The organism is Haemophilus parainfluenzae (assembly GCF_003252795.1).
Taxonomy (GTDB): Bacteria; Pseudomonadota; Gammaproteobacteria; order Enterobacterales; family Pasteurellaceae; genus Haemophilus_D; species Haemophilus_D parainfluenzae_K.
Genome location: NZ_QEPQ01000002.1, coordinates 76,096 through 90,331, shown reverse-complemented (window position 1 = coordinate 90,331; position 14,236 = coordinate 76,096). Strand labels below are relative to the sequence as shown.

Annotated in this window: 17 protein-coding genes and 3 tRNA genes; 13 read left to right on the top strand and 7 right to left on the bottom strand. The window is 40.5% G+C overall.

Annotation, left to right across the window (positions count from 1 at the left end):
- Positions 1-111 precede the first annotated feature (111 nt).
- From frdA to frdD, 4 genes are read left to right on the top strand one after another with little or no spacing between them, the layout of a single operon-like run.
- Positions 112-1,911: a fumarate reductase (quinol) flavoprotein subunit gene (gene frdA / locus DPV81_RS02945; protein WP_111386697.1), complete on the top strand. Its 1,800-nt coding sequence runs from the start codon at positions 112-114 to the stop codon at positions 1,909-1,911.
- Positions 1,904-2,674, top strand: a complete 771-nt coding sequence (locus DPV81_RS02940) for a succinate dehydrogenase/fumarate reductase iron-sulfur subunit (RefSeq protein WP_005696861.1) — start codon at positions 1,904-1,906, stop codon at positions 2,672-2,674. Before frdA ends, DPV81_RS02940 begins: the two co-directional genes overlap by 8 nt.
- A 10-nt stretch (positions 2,675-2,684) precedes the next feature.
- Entirely contained in the window at positions 2,685-3,095 is a 411-nt protein-coding gene (gene frdC / locus DPV81_RS02935) for a fumarate reductase subunit FrdC (protein ID WP_005696862.1), read from the top strand.
- Between the two features lie 11 nt (positions 3,096-3,106).
- Positions 3,107-3,451: a fumarate reductase subunit FrdD gene (gene frdD / locus DPV81_RS02930; RefSeq protein ID WP_075916852.1), complete on the top strand. Its 345-nt coding sequence runs from the start codon at positions 3,107-3,109 to the stop codon at positions 3,449-3,451.
- Between the two features lie 148 nt (positions 3,452-3,599).
- Here the strand turns inward: frdD and rplI are convergent, their stop codons facing one another.
- The 5 genes from rplI to infA all read right to left on the bottom strand — a co-directional run bounded on the left by rplI (position 3,600) and on the right by infA (position 5,404).
- Positions 3,600-4,049: a 50S ribosomal protein L9 gene (gene rplI / locus DPV81_RS02925; protein WP_005698599.1), complete on the bottom strand. Its 450-nt coding sequence runs from the start codon at positions 4,047-4,049 to the stop codon at positions 3,600-3,602.
- 14 nt (positions 4,050-4,063) lie between these two features.
- Positions 4,064-4,294, bottom strand: coding sequence for a 30S ribosomal protein S18 (rpsR, locus tag DPV81_RS02920; protein ID WP_005696867.1), 231 nt, complete (start codon positions 4,292-4,294; stop codon positions 4,064-4,066).
- Between the two features lie 11 nt (positions 4,295-4,305).
- Positions 4,306-4,632 carry a primosomal replication protein N gene (gene priB / locus DPV81_RS02915; RefSeq protein ID WP_005627623.1) on the bottom strand — a complete coding sequence of 109 codons (327 nt, stop codon included), beginning with the start codon at positions 4,630-4,632 and terminating at the stop codon, positions 4,306-4,308.
- Positions 4,619-4,996 carry a 30S ribosomal protein S6 gene (gene rpsF / locus DPV81_RS02910; RefSeq protein ID WP_005627620.1) on the bottom strand — a complete coding sequence of 126 codons (378 nt, stop codon included), beginning with the start codon at positions 4,994-4,996 and terminating at the stop codon, positions 4,619-4,621. Before rpsF ends, priB begins: the two co-directional genes overlap by 14 nt.
- A 189-nt stretch (positions 4,997-5,185) precedes the next feature.
- Positions 5,186-5,404 carry a translation initiation factor IF-1 gene (infA, locus tag DPV81_RS02905; RefSeq protein ID WP_005627617.1) on the bottom strand — a complete coding sequence of 73 codons (219 nt, stop codon included), beginning with the start codon at positions 5,402-5,404 and terminating at the stop codon, positions 5,186-5,188.
- 226 nt (positions 5,405-5,630) lie between these two features.
- Between infA and rsmA the strand changes: the two genes are divergently transcribed.
- The 4 genes from rsmA (at position 5,631) to DPV81_RS02885 (ending at position 9,404) form a co-directional block, all read left to right on the top strand.
- Positions 5,631-6,494 carry a 16S rRNA (adenine(1518)-N(6)/adenine(1519)-N(6))-dimethyltransferase RsmA gene (gene rsmA, locus DPV81_RS02900; RefSeq protein WP_111386696.1) on the top strand — a complete coding sequence of 288 codons (864 nt, stop codon included), beginning with the start codon at positions 5,631-5,633 and terminating at the stop codon, positions 6,492-6,494.
- Positions 6,495-6,507: 13 nt separating this feature from the next.
- The gene (apaH, locus tag DPV81_RS02895) at positions 6,508-7,335 is read left to right on the top strand and encodes a bis(5'-nucleosyl)-tetraphosphatase (symmetrical) ApaH (protein WP_111386694.1); all 828 of its coding nucleotides are present in this window, start codon (positions 6,508-6,510) and stop codon (positions 7,333-7,335) included.
- A gap of 9 nt (positions 7,336-7,344) precedes the next feature.
- Positions 7,345-7,968 carry a glucose-6-phosphate 1-dehydrogenase family protein gene (locus DPV81_RS02890; RefSeq protein ID WP_111386692.1) on the top strand — a complete coding sequence of 208 codons (624 nt, stop codon included), beginning with the start codon at positions 7,345-7,347 and terminating at the stop codon, positions 7,966-7,968.
- Positions 7,969-8,069: 101 nt separating this feature from the next.
- Positions 8,070-9,404, top strand: coding sequence for an NAD(P)/FAD-dependent oxidoreductase (locus tag DPV81_RS02885; protein WP_005698634.1), 1,335 nt, complete (start codon positions 8,070-8,072; stop codon positions 9,402-9,404).
- A gap of 41 nt (positions 9,405-9,445) precedes the next feature.
- Here DPV81_RS02885 and folD read toward each other — a convergent pair whose 3' ends face one another.
- Positions 9,446-10,303, bottom strand: coding sequence for a bifunctional methylenetetrahydrofolate dehydrogenase/methenyltetrahydrofolate cyclohydrolase FolD (gene folD, locus DPV81_RS02880; protein WP_111386690.1), 858 nt, complete (start codon positions 10,301-10,303; stop codon positions 9,446-9,448).
- A gap of 178 nt (positions 10,304-10,481) precedes the next feature.
- On the opposite strand from folD, the gene DPV81_RS02875 reads away from it, so the two are divergent.
- Together DPV81_RS02875 and DPV81_RS02870 are read left to right on the top strand one after the other, a co-directional pair.
- A tRNA-Pro gene (locus tag DPV81_RS02875) sits at positions 10,482-10,558 on the top strand.
- 52 nt (positions 10,559-10,610) lie between these two features.
- Positions 10,611-10,687: transfer RNA gene (locus DPV81_RS02870), tRNA-Arg, on the top strand.
- A gap of 158 nt (positions 10,688-10,845) precedes the next feature.
- Here DPV81_RS02870 and DPV81_RS02865 read toward each other — a convergent pair.
- Positions 10,846-10,935: transfer RNA gene (locus DPV81_RS02865), tRNA-Ser, on the bottom strand.
- Between the two features lie 125 nt (positions 10,936-11,060).
- On the opposite strand from DPV81_RS02865, the gene dauA reads away from it, so the two are divergent.
- From dauA to pyrE, 3 genes are all read left to right on the top strand, one after another.
- Positions 11,061-12,803: a C4-dicarboxylic acid transporter DauA gene (dauA, locus tag DPV81_RS02860; RefSeq protein WP_111386689.1), complete on the top strand. Its 1,743-nt coding sequence runs from the start codon at positions 11,061-11,063 to the stop codon at positions 12,801-12,803.
- Positions 12,804-12,866: 63 nt separating this feature from the next.
- Positions 12,867-13,583: a ribonuclease PH gene (rph, locus tag DPV81_RS02855; RefSeq protein WP_111386687.1), complete on the top strand. Its 717-nt coding sequence runs from the start codon at positions 12,867-12,869 to the stop codon at positions 13,581-13,583.
- Between the two features lie 9 nt (positions 13,584-13,592).
- The gene (gene pyrE / locus DPV81_RS02850) at positions 13,593-14,234 is read left to right on the top strand and encodes an orotate phosphoribosyltransferase (protein ID WP_111386686.1); all 642 of its coding nucleotides are present in this window, start codon (positions 13,593-13,595) and stop codon (positions 14,232-14,234) included.
- Positions 14,235-14,236: the final 2 nt, after the last annotated feature.

The window sequence follows — 14,236 nt, the reverse complement described above, 5'->3', positions numbered from 1 at the left end:
TATTCCAGAAAAAAAGTTACTAATTTGTAAACAAAAATGGCAGAATGACAACATGCCCCTATTAATTTAAGGCGTTTTATTTTTTTACTTTCTATACGATTGGAGGATATCGTGCAAACGGTTAATGTCGATATTGCTATTGTTGGTGCCGGTGGCGGCGGTTTACGTGCAGCAATTGCAGCAGCAGAAGCAAACCCTAACTTAAAGATCGCATTAGTTTCTAAGGTTTATCCTATGCGTAGCCATACGGTTGCAGCAGAAGGTGGTGCGGCCGCAGTAATTAAAGAGGAAGATTCCTACGATAAACACTTCCACGATACCGTTGCCGGTGGTGACTGGTTATGTGAACAAGATGTGGTGGAATACTTCGTTGAACATTCTCCAGTGGAAATGACTCAACTTGAACGTTGGGGCTGCCCTTGGAGCCGTAAAGCTGATGGCGATGTAAACGTTCGTCGTTTCGGTGGGATGAAAATCGAGCGTACTTGGTTCGCGGCAGACAAAACCGGTTTCCACTTATTACATACCCTTTTCCAAACATCCATTCAATATCCACAAATTCAACGTTTTGACGAGCACTTCGTTTTAGACATCTTAGTTGATGATGGCCATGCTCGCGGTATGGTTGCGATGAATATGATGGAAGGTTCACTTATTCAAATCAATGCAAACGCGGTTGTGATTGCAACTGGTGGTGGTTGTCGTGCATTTAAATTCAACACCAACGGTGGTATCGTAACTGGTGATGGTTTATCAATGGCATATCGTCACGGTGTTCCTCTTCGTGATATGGAATTCGTCCAATATCACCCAACCGGCTTACCAAACACCGGTATCTTAATGACTGAAGGTTGCCGTGGTGAAGGCGGTATCTTAGTGAATAAAAACGGCTACCGTTATTTACAAGATTATGGTCTAGGCCCTGAAACCCCAATCGGTAAACCTGAAAACAAATATATGGAACTTGGTCCACGTGATAAAGTTTCACAAGCTTTCTGGCAAGAATGGAAAAAAGGCAACACCTTAAAAACAGCAAAAGGTGTTGATGTGGTTCACCTTGACTTACGTCACTTAGGTGAAAAATATTTACATGAACGTCTTCCGTTTATTTGTGAATTAGCAAGTGCTTATGAAGGTGTAAACCCAGTTAATGAACCAATTCCAGTTCGCCCGGTTGTTCACTATACCATGGGTGGTATCGAAGTGGATTTCAACAGCGAAACTCGTATTAAAGGTTTATTTGCTGTGGGTGAATGTGCTTCTTCCGGTTTACATGGTGCAAACCGTTTAGGTTCTAACTCGCTTGCAGAATTAGTGGTTTTAGGCCGTGTTGCGGGTGAATATGCCGCACAACGTGCAGCGGAAGCTCAACCGGCAAACCGTGCAGCAGTTGATGCACAAGCTCAAGATGTTGTGGCTCGCCTTGAAGCACTTTATAACCAAGACGGTAATGAATCTTGGTCTGAAATCCGTGATGAAATGGGTACCGTCATGGAAGAAGGTTGTGGTATCTACCGTGACCAAGAAAGCATGCAAAAAGCAGTAGATAAAATTGCTGAGCTTAAAGAACGTTATAAACGTATTCGTGTTGCAGACCGTTCAAGCGTATTCAATACCGATGTGCTTTACACTGTAGAATTAGGTTACATCCTTGATGTGGCACAATCAATTGCCAACTCTGCAATTGAACGTAAAGAGTCTCGTGGTGCACACCAACGCTTAGACTACACTGAACGTGATGATGTGAATTATTTAAAACACACCCTTGCTTACTACAATGGCGATGATGCACCGCGTATTGAATACAGCCCGGTGAAAATCACTAAATCTCAACCAGCAAAACGTGTTTATGGTGCTGAAGCAGAAGCGGCAGAAGCGGCTGCGAAAGCTAAGGAGCAAGCAAATGGCTAATTCACCAGTAATGACTGTAGAAGTATTACGCTACAACCCAGAAAATGATCAAGAGCCACATTTAAGCTCTTATCAAGTACCTTATGATAACCAAACTTCTCTTTTAGATGCGTTAGGTTACATTAAAGATAAACTTGAACCGTCTCTTTCTTATCGCTGGTCTTGCCGTATGGCAATCTGCGGTTCTTGTGGGATGATGGTCAATAACAAACCAAAATTGGCTTGTAAAACATTCTTACGTGATTACAGCGGCCATATGCGTATTGAACCATTAGCAAACTTCCCTATTGAACGCGACTTAGTGGTTGATTTAAGCCACTTCATCGAAAGTTTAGAGGCAATTAAACCTTATATTATTGGTAACGAAGCACCAGCATTAGATGGTAAACCACATCCATCGAAAGAGTTGCAAGTCAGCCGTACGAAACAAACGCCGGCACAGCTTGAAAAATATCGACAATTCTCAATGTGTATCAACTGTGGTTTATGCTATGCCGCTTGTCCGCAATTTGGTTTAAATCCTGAATTCTTAGGCCCTGCAGCGATTACAATGGCACACCGTTATAACCTTGATAACCGTGACCATGGTAAAGCACAACGTATGCCATTATTAAATGGTAAAAACGGTGTTTGGAGCTGTACTTTCGTGGGTTATTGTTCTGAAGTGTGTCCAAAACACGTGGATCCAGCTTCTGCAATCAACCAAGGCAAAGTGGAAAGTGCCAAAGATTATGTTATCTCAATGCTAAAACCAAAAGGCTAAGGGGAAGAATATGTCAGTAACAGTAAGTAAACGCAAAAAATATGTTCGCCCAATGACGGCTACTTGGTGGCAAAAATTGGATTTCTACAAAGCGTATATGGTACGTGAAGCAACCTCTATCTTTGCTGTATGGTTCTGTATCGTATTGCTTTATGGTGTACTTTGCCTTGCAAGCAATCCTGTACCAGGCTTAGGTATTGTTGATTTCATTGGCTTCTTAAGAAATCCAATTGTGGTGTTCTTAAATATCATTACATTAATTGCGACCTTATATCACACTGCAACTTATTTCGTGATGACACCAAAAGTGATGAACATCATTGTTAAAAATGAACGTTTACCACATCACGTGTTAAGAAATGCACTTTGGGCAGTTACCGCTGTGATTAGTGTTATCGCATTAATTTTAGTTTATATGTAGGGAGAGGAAAAATGGTCAATCAAAATCCAAAACGCTCTGGTGAACCACCAGTATGGTTGATGTTTGGTGCTGGCGGGACTGTCAGTGCGATTTTCTTCCCTGTTGTGATCTTAATCCTTGGTTTATTGTTACCATTCGGATTAATTGATCCACATAACTTAATTACATTCGCTTATTCTTGGATCGGAAAATTAGTTATCTTAGTTTTAACCATTTTCCCAATGTGGTGTGGTTTACACCGTATCCATCACGCGATGCACGATCTTAAAATTCACGTGCCAGCAGGCGGATTTATCTTCTACGGCCTCGCAACTATTTACACTGTTTGGGTGTTATTTGCCGTATTAGGTTTGTAATTTAAAAATACTAAATTGATAAATAAAAGTGCGGTCAAAAATGACCGCACTTTTTTATTCTCGACAAATAACCAAAATATTTTCTTAATCCAGAAAAACAAAAAACCCGACATAACGTCGGGTTTTCTTTTATCAAAAACTTTGATAATTATTCTGCAACAACGATAACATCTAATGTTGCAAATACTTCGCCGTGAAGTTGGAAACGAACATCGTGGTCACCAAGAGTACGGATTGGACCGTTTGGTAAACGAACTTCGCTTTTCGCAATTTCAACGCCTGCTGCAGTTACTGCTTCTGCTACATCACGAGTAGTGATTGCGCCGAATAAACGACCTTCCTCACCTGCTTTAGATGCGATAGTTACAGAACCTAATGCAGTCACTTGTGCTGCACGAGCTTGAGCTGCTGCAAGACTTGCTGCTGCCGCTGCTTCTAACTCTGCACGACGTGCTTCAAAGTGTTCAATGTTAGCTTTAGTTGCCATAACTGCTTTACCTTGTGGGATTAAGAAGTTACGAGCGAAACCAGATTTAACATTAACTTGATCACCTACATTACCTAGGTGAACGATTTTATCTAAAAGAATTACTTGCATTTCCTAACTCCTTCTTAATTGTGATGAGAATCAGAGTAAGGTAATAACGCTAAATAACGAGCGCGTTTGATTGCGCGTGCTAATTGGCGTTGGTACTTCGCACGAGTACCGGTAATGCGGCTTGGTACAATTTTGCCGCTTTCAGAAATGTAGTTCTTTAATGTAGCGATATCTTTGTAATCGATTTCAACAACATTTTCCGCTGTGAAACGGCAGAACTTACGACGACGGAAATAACGTGCCATTTGGCTGTCTCCTAATCTATAAATTCGATTTGCTCGGCATGCAATACTAACTGCGTTAAACCATTTGAGGTTTTATGTGAAGTAATAAACCCCACCACAAGAAGTTTACTGCCGACCGTAATGCTTTGAGTTTTTTCTATTAACTGATTGCCACTGACTTGAACAGGCATCTTTAACCACGCTTGGCGTGATAAACCACTTTCGACTTGTTCGGAACGATGTTCCAGCCAAAATTGGCAATGCGCAATCCCGTTAGGGCTTTTGCTTCGCTTGGGTAATTGACACACTGTGCCGATTAACGAGAAGCGATTATCAAGTTTTGAATTACTCTTCAGCATCCTCAAAATCGTTGTTTTCAACTTCAGCTAAAGGTTTACGTTCTTCTTTAGCCGCTTTCATTGGGGACGCTTCGGTTACGGCGTGCTTAGTATGGATAACAAGACTGCGTAATACAGCATCGTTATAACGGAAAGTCGTTTCTAGCTCGTCGATGACTTGTTGAGGCGCTTCTACATTCATAAGCACATAGTGTGCTTTGTGTAATTTGTTAATTGGGTACGCTAATTGACGACGACCCCAATCTTCTAGGCGATGAACTTGACCACCAGCTTCTTTAACAGAACCTGTGTAACGTTCGATCATACCTGGTACTTGCTCGCTTTGGTCCGGATGAACCATAAACACGATTTCGTAGTGACGCATTACTGCTCCTTACGGGTTAATCAGCCTTTGACGTAGATTAGCCACCAATCTGCAAAGGCAAGGAACGAAAAAATGAATGTGGCTAAGGGTGCTGATTATACAGATTTTTTTCTAGACTTCAAATAATTTGTACGCTTTTCAAACAAAAAAAGCCGATATCAACATATCGGCTTTTCTTTTATTTCTAAATTAACGGCTACGGAAAATGATACGACCTTTGCTTAAGTCATAAGGTGTCATTTCTACAGTTACTTTATCGCCCGTTAAGATACGAATATAGTTTTTACGCATTTTGCCAGAAATATGTGCAGTCACTACGTGACCATTTTCTAACTCAACGCGGAACATGGTATTTGGTAAGGTTTCCAAAATTGTGCCTTGCATTTCAATGCAATCTTCTTTTGCCATTTTATCCTCTAAAATTATGATTTTTTTGACCGCACTTTTTGCGGGTTATAAATGAAAAACGGGCGGATTATAGCGGTTTTTGGCGTTAGACGAAAGATTAAAATAAAATTGAACAGAAAAAAATCACTTTTTTTACCAATTTGTAAGTTGTATCAAGACTTAGGAATGATTTACAAAAGAAATACAGGCTCTATAATAACCGCACTTTTCTTATTAAATAGTACTTATGAATTCAAAAAAACACTTAGGTCATACGGCGCGTAAACGCTTTGGTCAAAACTTTTTACATGATACTTCTGTCATTCAAGGTATCGTGGCGGCGATTTACCCACAACCCAATCAATTCTTAGTGGAAATTGGTCCGGGACTTGGCGCATTAACAGAGCCGGTTGGTGAGCTTGTTGATCATCTGACTGTGGTAGAGCTTGACCGAGACCTTGCAGAACGTTTACGTCATCATCCATTTTTACATCAAAAGCTCACCGTTATTGAAACGGATGCAATGCAATTTGATTTTGGTGAGCTTTATACAAAAGAAAATTTAGCAGAAAAAGGTCAGAAATTACGTGTATTTGGTAACTTGCCTTACAACATTTCTACCCCATTGATGTTCCACTTGTTTAAGTATCATGATGTGATTCAAGATATGCACTTCATGCTACAAAAAGAAGTGGTCAAACGCTTATGCGCAGGGCCAAATAGCAAAGCTTACGGTCGTTTAACCATTATGGCGCAATATTTCTGCCAAGTGATGCCTGTACTTGAAGTACCACCTTCTGCATTTAAACCTGCACCAAAAGTGGATTCAGCGGTTGTGCGTTTAATTCCACATAAAGAATTGCCGCACCCTGTAAAAGATTTATATTGGCTGAACCGTGTTTGCTCCCAAGCGTTTAATCAACGTCGTAAAACATTGCGTAATGCACTCTCAACGTTATTTTCACCTGAAAATCTAACCGCACTTGGCATTGATTTAAATGCACGTGCAGAAAATTTGTCTATCTCAGATTATGCGCGCTTAGCAAACTGGTTGGCGGATAATCCACCAGCTGATATTAATAAAGATGAAATCTTAGATTCAGAAGAGTAAAGAGCGGTCAAAAATGACAACCTATTTCGTCGGTGACTTGCAAGGCTGTTATGATGAATTACAGCTTTTATTAGCGCGTGTAGATTTCAATCCTACGCAAGATAAACTTTATCTAGTGGGGGATCTTGTGGCGCGTGGAGATAAATCACTTGAATGTCTTCGTTTTGTAAAATCACTTGGAAGTGCGGCGCAGACTGTCCTTGGTAATCACGATCTGCATCTAATTGCAACCGCACTGGGTATTAAAAAAGTGAAGCCTCGTGACCGTGTCGATGCTATTTTTAATGCACCCGATTTTGATGAACTCATTGACTGGTTACGCCATCAACCCTTACTTGTGCATAATGAAAAATTAAACTTCCTGATGGCACATGCAGGCATTTCGCCAGATTGGGATTTCGAAACCGCGAAATCTTGTGCAGCTGAAGTGGAACACATTTTACAGCATGGTGATTTTTATTATCTCATTGAAAATATGTATTCAGAACAACCCAATCGTTGGTCGCCAGATTTGCAGGGCTTAGCACGTCATCGTTACATTATTAATGCGTTCACTCGAATGCGTTTTTGCTATTCAGATCATCGCTTTGATTTTGCCTGTAAATCCTCTTTGAAAGATGCGCCGGCGGAGCTTATACCTTGGTTTAATTTGGATAATCCTCTTTATAAACAGATCCCGATTGTATTTGGGCACTGGGCAAGTTTAGTCGATGAGAATCTCCCTCAAGGTATTTATGCCTTAGATACAGGTTGTGTGTGGAATAATCGAATGACTCTGTTGCGTTGGGAAGATAAACAGCTCTTCACACAAAGTGCGGTCAAAAATTACTGTGATTTTTAAGGAAACACGATGCTCTCACTTAATGCTGAATCTTGCGAACTGTTCAATATTCCGTTCTACCAATTCGCCCAGATGAAGAAATTTTGTCCGGAAGATATTCCGGCGATCAAAGCTAATTACAAATTACATTGGGATAATTGGAAAGCGATTATCCAAGAAGTTGCAAAGCAACTCGGCATGCCTTTTGCAAAACCGCATATTGAAAGTTGGACCAATGGTTGGCAAGTCCGCGCGCATTTCTTCGCTTATTTTAAATATGAGTTTAATCAGAATTCTGCAGCCATTTTTTCTGTGCTATTAAATCGTCGCCGACTAAGAGTGTGTTTAGATTGGCATTGCTATCGTGCAGATCGCTCACAAATTAATGTGCAACAATATAATCAATGGCTTGATCAATTTGATTTCAAACAATTTGCCGATTTTGATATTTGGCGAGAAGATGAAAGCGAATATGATGATTTTCGCCAAGTGAAAACTATTTCTGAAAAAGATCTTCTCTTGCGTTCAGAGGACGATTTTTGGTGTATTGGGAAAAGTATTGAAAAAGATCAACTAAGCCAAATTGATCCTGTTTTATTTATCACGCAAACCATCCAACAATTACAATCGCTTTACGATCGCTGTCATCAATAAAGTGCGGTCAATTTCCATTAAATTTTTTCGTCTTGTTTATTTGTTATGCTATCATTACATTAGTTTAACATTTTTAACAATTTTTCTTTTAGGAGAACTTTATGAAAAACGTCGTGATCGTTGGTGGTGGCGCTGGCGGCATTGAATTAGCGACATTTTTAGGTGACAAATTAGGTCGTAAGAAACAAGCTAAAGTAACGCTTGTTGACCGCAATGCGACCCACTTGTGGAAACCTCTATTACATGAAATTGCAACAGGTGTCATGGATGATGGTATGGATTCTCTGAGCTATCGTGCTCACGGTAAAAACCATCATTTTAGCTTCGAGCAAGGCTCAATCACACGCATTAATCGTGAACAAAAATATGTTGAGCTTGCCCCTGTTTATGGGCAAGAAGGCGATATGCTTGTGGTTGCGCGCCGTATTCCTTATGACTACTTAGTGATTGCAATCGGCAGTAAATCGAATGATTTCAATACAAAAGGCGTCGCCGATAACTGTATTTTCTTAGATAGCTCTGATCAAGCGCTTCGTTTTCAACAAAGAATGTTGGAATTATTCCTTAAATTCTCTGAGAACCGTGCATTAGATGATATCGGTGAAGAAGAGTTTAAACAAAAACTAGTGGATGAAAACAAAGTCAATATTGCGATTGTTGGTGGCGGCGCAACTGGTGTGGAATTAACTGCTGAACTTTATCATGCGACTGAAGACTTATCTTCTTACGGCTACGGTAAAATTGATAATTCTTGCTTGCAAGTCACCTTAGTTGAAGCAGGTCCGCGCTTATTACCTGCTCTACCTGAAAATTTATCTGCGGCAGTATTAGATGAATTGCAAGAAATGGGTGCAAACGTGAAATTAAATACGATGATCACAGAAGCCCAACCTAACACGCTTATCACCAAAGATGGGGAAGAAATCAAAGCTGATCTGATTGTATGGGCGGCAGGTGTTCGCACCTCTACGGTGACGCAGCAATTCGATGGATTAGAGCTCAACCGCATCAATCAATTAGTGGTAAAAGACACTCTTCAAACCACGGTGGATGATAGTATTTTTGCCATTGGTGACTGTGCAGCATTAATGCAACCAAACGGTAAATTAGTCCCGCCAAGAGCGCAAGCGGCACACCAAATGGCAAAAGCTTGTGCTAAAAATATCTTTGCACTTTTTGAGCAAAAACCATTAAAAGCATTTAAATACAACGATAAAGGCACCTTGGTTTCTCTTTCAAGCTTTACCGCATTGGGTAGCATTTCAAATAAATTTGGGAAAAACCCACTGACTGTTCAAGGTAAATTTGCGCAATTTGCGTATGTATCTTTATATCGTATGCATCAACATGCTTTGCATGGATGTATTAAGATTGGCTTGATTATTTTAGTGGATAAACTTAACCACTATTTAAAACCAAGATTGAAATTACATTAATGCAAAAGTGCGGTTAAATTTAACCGCACTTTTTTCATTTCTTAAACCAATTGATTGTTATGCTCATAAGCATAAAGTGTATTAAACATCAGCATGGCAACCGTCATTGGCCCTACCCCACCCGGTACTGGCGTAATATAAGCCGCTTTTTGTATCGCCACATCATATTCCACATCGCCCACTAATTTGCCATTGATACGGTTAATCCCCACATCAATGACTGTTGCCCCTTCTTTAATCCAATCGCCTGGAATAAAACGAGGTTTACCCACAGCTACCACTAAAACATCTGCCTGACGGATATGATGCTCTAAATCTTTGGTGAAACGGTGCGTCACTGTGACAGTAGCGCCTGCCAATAATAATTCAAGCGACATTGGACGTCCCACAATATTTGATGCACCAACGATCACCGCATGCTTACCGTGTAAATCAATACCAGTGGTTTCTAATAATTTCATCACGCCATAAGGGGTACAAGCACGTAAAGTTGGGATACGCTGACATAAACGCCCCACATTATAAGGGTGGAAACCATCCACATCTTTTTCAGGGCTAATTCGCTCAATCACTGATGTGCTATTAATTTGTTCAGGCAATGGAAGTTGCACGAGAATTCCATCAATGGTTTCATCAGCATTCAATTGATCTATCAGTTGTAGTAGTTCTGCTTCCGACGTTGTTTCAGGTAAGTCATAGGACTTTGAAATCATCCCGATTTCCTCGCAACTTTTACGTTTACTGCTCACATAGACTTGAGAAGCTGGATCTGCGCCCACTAAAATTACTGCAAGTCCTGGCGCACGTTTACCTTGAGCACGATAATGTTCAATTTTACTGGCAACATCAGATTTAATTTTTTTTGATAGTTCAGTACCTGAAATAATTTGGGCGGTCATGCATTTTTCCTCAAGGTGGCATTAAGTAAACGTTTGCTATTTTAACTGACTACGCCTTATTTTACAAAGATAACAAAAGAGCGGTTAAAAAAACTGGAATAATTTTGAGCAGTTGAAAGAGGAATCTAAAAAATTAATTGACTGAAAAGAAAAGCTCACTATAATTGTGCTCAATCGTCGGCGAGTAGCGCAGCTTGGTAGCGCAACTGGTTTGGGACCAGTGGGTCGTAGGTTCAAATCCTATCTCGCCGACCACTTCTTTTATATTTCCCTCGAAATTCCATACAAAAGATGTAACCCTTGAAATGCGCCCTTAGCTCAGCTGGATAGAGCAACGCCCTTCTAAGGCGTGGGTCAAAGGTTCGAATCCTTTAGGGCGTGCCATAACTCATCTCAAGCTACCATTATTTTTCTAATTTGCTTTTTAGCGAAAATAATCAATTCAACGCATATTTTGTACAATAAAAAATAGCGTAAATTCTAGATCTCAGAAATGATTAGTTAAAAAGATGGTTTTAAATTCAGAAAAGAAAATATTTGAATGGCGGTGAGAGGGGGATTCGAACCCCCGATGCGCTTTCGCACATACACGCTTTCCAGGCGTGCTCCTTCAACCACTCGGACATCTCACCGTTTTGAAGTGCGTGAAATATAAAGATTTATCCAAGATTAGTCAAGTTTTTTGAGCTAGAACATAAAAAATCCTTTTCCTTTTAGCTAAAATATAAACTTATCTCTTTTCTATCGTCGTATTTTTATGCAAATCAAATCACTCTTTTCTAAAAATGTGTTTCTGGCTGTAAAACCATTTAGCGCATTGAAAGAATCTTTCCGTGAAGGTTACGGAAAACAAAAATTGATTAAAGATATTATTGCGGGGCTCACCGTGGGCGTCATTGCGATTCCCCTCTCCATGGCCTTAGCGATCGCCAGCGGTGTTCCACCACAACATGGTCTTTATACTGCTATCGTAGCGGGTATCGTGATTGCGTTAACCGGTGGATCGCGTTTCAATATTTCAGGGCCAACCGCGGCATTTGTTGTAATTTTATATCCCGTCACCCAACAATTTGGACTCAGCGGATTGCTTATGGCAACGCTACTTTCGGGGATTATTTTAGTCATTATGGCGTTGTCTCGATTAGGACGACTAATTGAGTACATTCCTCTCTCCGTTACACTGGGCTTTACCTGCGGAATTGGGATCACCATCGGCACCTTGCAAATCAAAGATTTCTTAGGTTTAGATATTGCCCAAATGCCACCTCACTATATTGAAAAAGTACAGACCATTTTAACCGCACTTACGACGATTAGCTGGGCTGATACCGCTGTTGGAGTGGTCACCTTATTTCTCCTCACCCAATGGCATAAGCTTCGTTTACCCGTGCCGGGTCATTTACCTGCGGTCATTATTGGGACACTCATGGCATTAGTCTTAGGACAATTTGGTTTCTCGGTTGAAACTATTGGTACGGCATTCCAATACACCTTATCTGATGGTACAACAGGACATGGTATCCCTAATGTCTTGCCTGAATTTGCCTTACCTTGGAATATTCCTAATGCACAAGGTGAAGTCATCAATTGGAATTTTGATCGCATACAAGATATCTTGCCTGCCGCCTTTTCAATGGCGGTATTAGGCGCGATTGAATCACTACTTTGTGCGGTCATCTTAGATAATATGACGGATACCAAACATCATTCCAATAATGAATTACTCGCCCAAGGTTTAGGTAATATTATTTCACCATTCTTAGGCGGCATTACTGCAACCGCGGCAATTGCACGTTCTGCAGCCAACGTTAAATCTGGGGCTGTATCACCAATAGCCAGTGTAATTCATGCACTCTTAGTTTTATTCTCGCTATTATTCTTTGCGAATGCCCTGTCTTATTTGCCACTCTCTTCTATGGCTGCATTGCTATTAATGGTAGCTTGGCATATGGCGAATGTACCTGAAATCATTCGTTTAGCACGTCGGTCCACAAAAAATGAAATTGCTGTGTTGTTCACTTGCTTAATTCTCACCGTGTTATTTGATATGGTGATCGCCATCTCTGTCGGCGTATTATTAGCGAGCCTCTTATTTATCCGTACCATTGCAGAAATGACAAAAACGATTGAACAACCTGCACCAGAAGATCTAAATGATGTATTAGCTTATCGTATCAGTGGTCCATTATTCTTTGCTGCGGCAGATAAACTCTTTGCAGATTTACACGATAAAACCGTACATACCGATCACGAGATAAAACATATCGTATTACAATGCGATGCCGTGACTGTGCTTGATACTGGAGGCATTCATGCACTCACCCACTTTGTACAACATATGTTGCCACATCAACAAATCTACTTGTGCAATATGCAATTCCAACCACTCAGAATGTTAGTAAAATCTAACTCTGTGCCTGAATTGCAAAAAATTAACTATGGTACAGATTTACAAGATGTGTTTAATAAAATTCGTGAGTTTGAACAAGCAAATCCATAAAACACTAAAAAGCGTGCTAAAATAAGCACGCTTTTTTTATCAATAAAAATAAAGGAATTCAGAATGCGTCCAAATAATCGTGAAAATCATCAACCTCGTCCAATTAAAATCACCCGTAATTACACGAAACATGCTGAAGGCTCAGTATTAGTGGAATTTGGTGATACTAAAGTTTTATGTACGGCGAGTGTTGATGAAAACGTACCGCGTTTCTTAAAAGGACAGAATCAAGGTTGGGTGACAGCAGAATATGGTATGTTACCTCGCTCTACACACAGCCGTATGCAACGTGAAGCAGCAAAAGGCAAACAAGGTGGACGCACCATGGAAATTCAACGTTTAATCGCACGTTCATTACGTGCTATGGTTGATTTAGAGGCTCTTGGCGAACGTTCTATTACCTTAGACTGCGATGTAATTCAAGCGGATGGAGGTACAAGAACAGCGTCTATCACTGGTGCAGCAGTGGCTTTATGTGATGCTATCAACGGTTTAATCGCTAACGGCACATTAAAAACCAATCCAATCAAAGGTCTCGTTGCTGCAATTTCAGTTGGAATTGTTGAGGGTGAGGCTGTATGTGATTTGGAATATGTAGAAGACTCAGCTGCCGAAACAGATATGAACGTTGTGATGATGGAAGATGGCCGCATGATCGAAGTGCAAGGTACAGCAGAAGGCGAACCATTCAGCCACGAAGAATTACTCACCTTATTGAGCTTAGCCAAACAAGGCTGCGAACAAATCTTCGCTGCACAACGTGAAGCATTAGGTTTATAGGAACAAAAAATGGAAAGCTACAAAATCGAATTTATTAAATTTGCCTTGAGCCGTAACGTGCTTAAATTTGGCGAGTTTGCACTAAAATCAGGTCGAAAAAGCCCTTATTTTTTTAACGCAGGATTATTTAGCACGGGTGCAGATCTTGCTCGTTTAGGTGAATTCTATGCGAAGGCAATTCAATCAAGTGCGATCGATTTTGATGTCATTTTTGGACCTGCCTACAAAGGCATTCCAATTGCGACGAGCGTTTCCATTGCATTATTCAATCAATTTAACCGCGATACGCCTGTTTGCTTTAACCGCAAAGAAGCCAAAGATCACGGTGAAGGCGGTAATTTGATCGGTAGCCCATTAACCGGTAATGTGTTGTTAGTTGATGATGTCATTACAGCTGGCACAGCCATTCGTGAATCCATGGCGCTCCTTGAAGCCAATAACGCGAAATTAGCCGCTGTCTTTATTGCATTAAATCGTCAGGAAAAAGGCAAAGGGGAACTTTCTGCCATCCAAGAAATAGAACGAGACTACCAATGCCAAGTGCTTTCCATTATTGATTTAGATGATTTAATGCAATTCATTGAAAAAGAACCCGATTATCAGCAATATTTACCTGCGATGCGGGCTTATCGTGAAAGTTATGGTGTGTAATT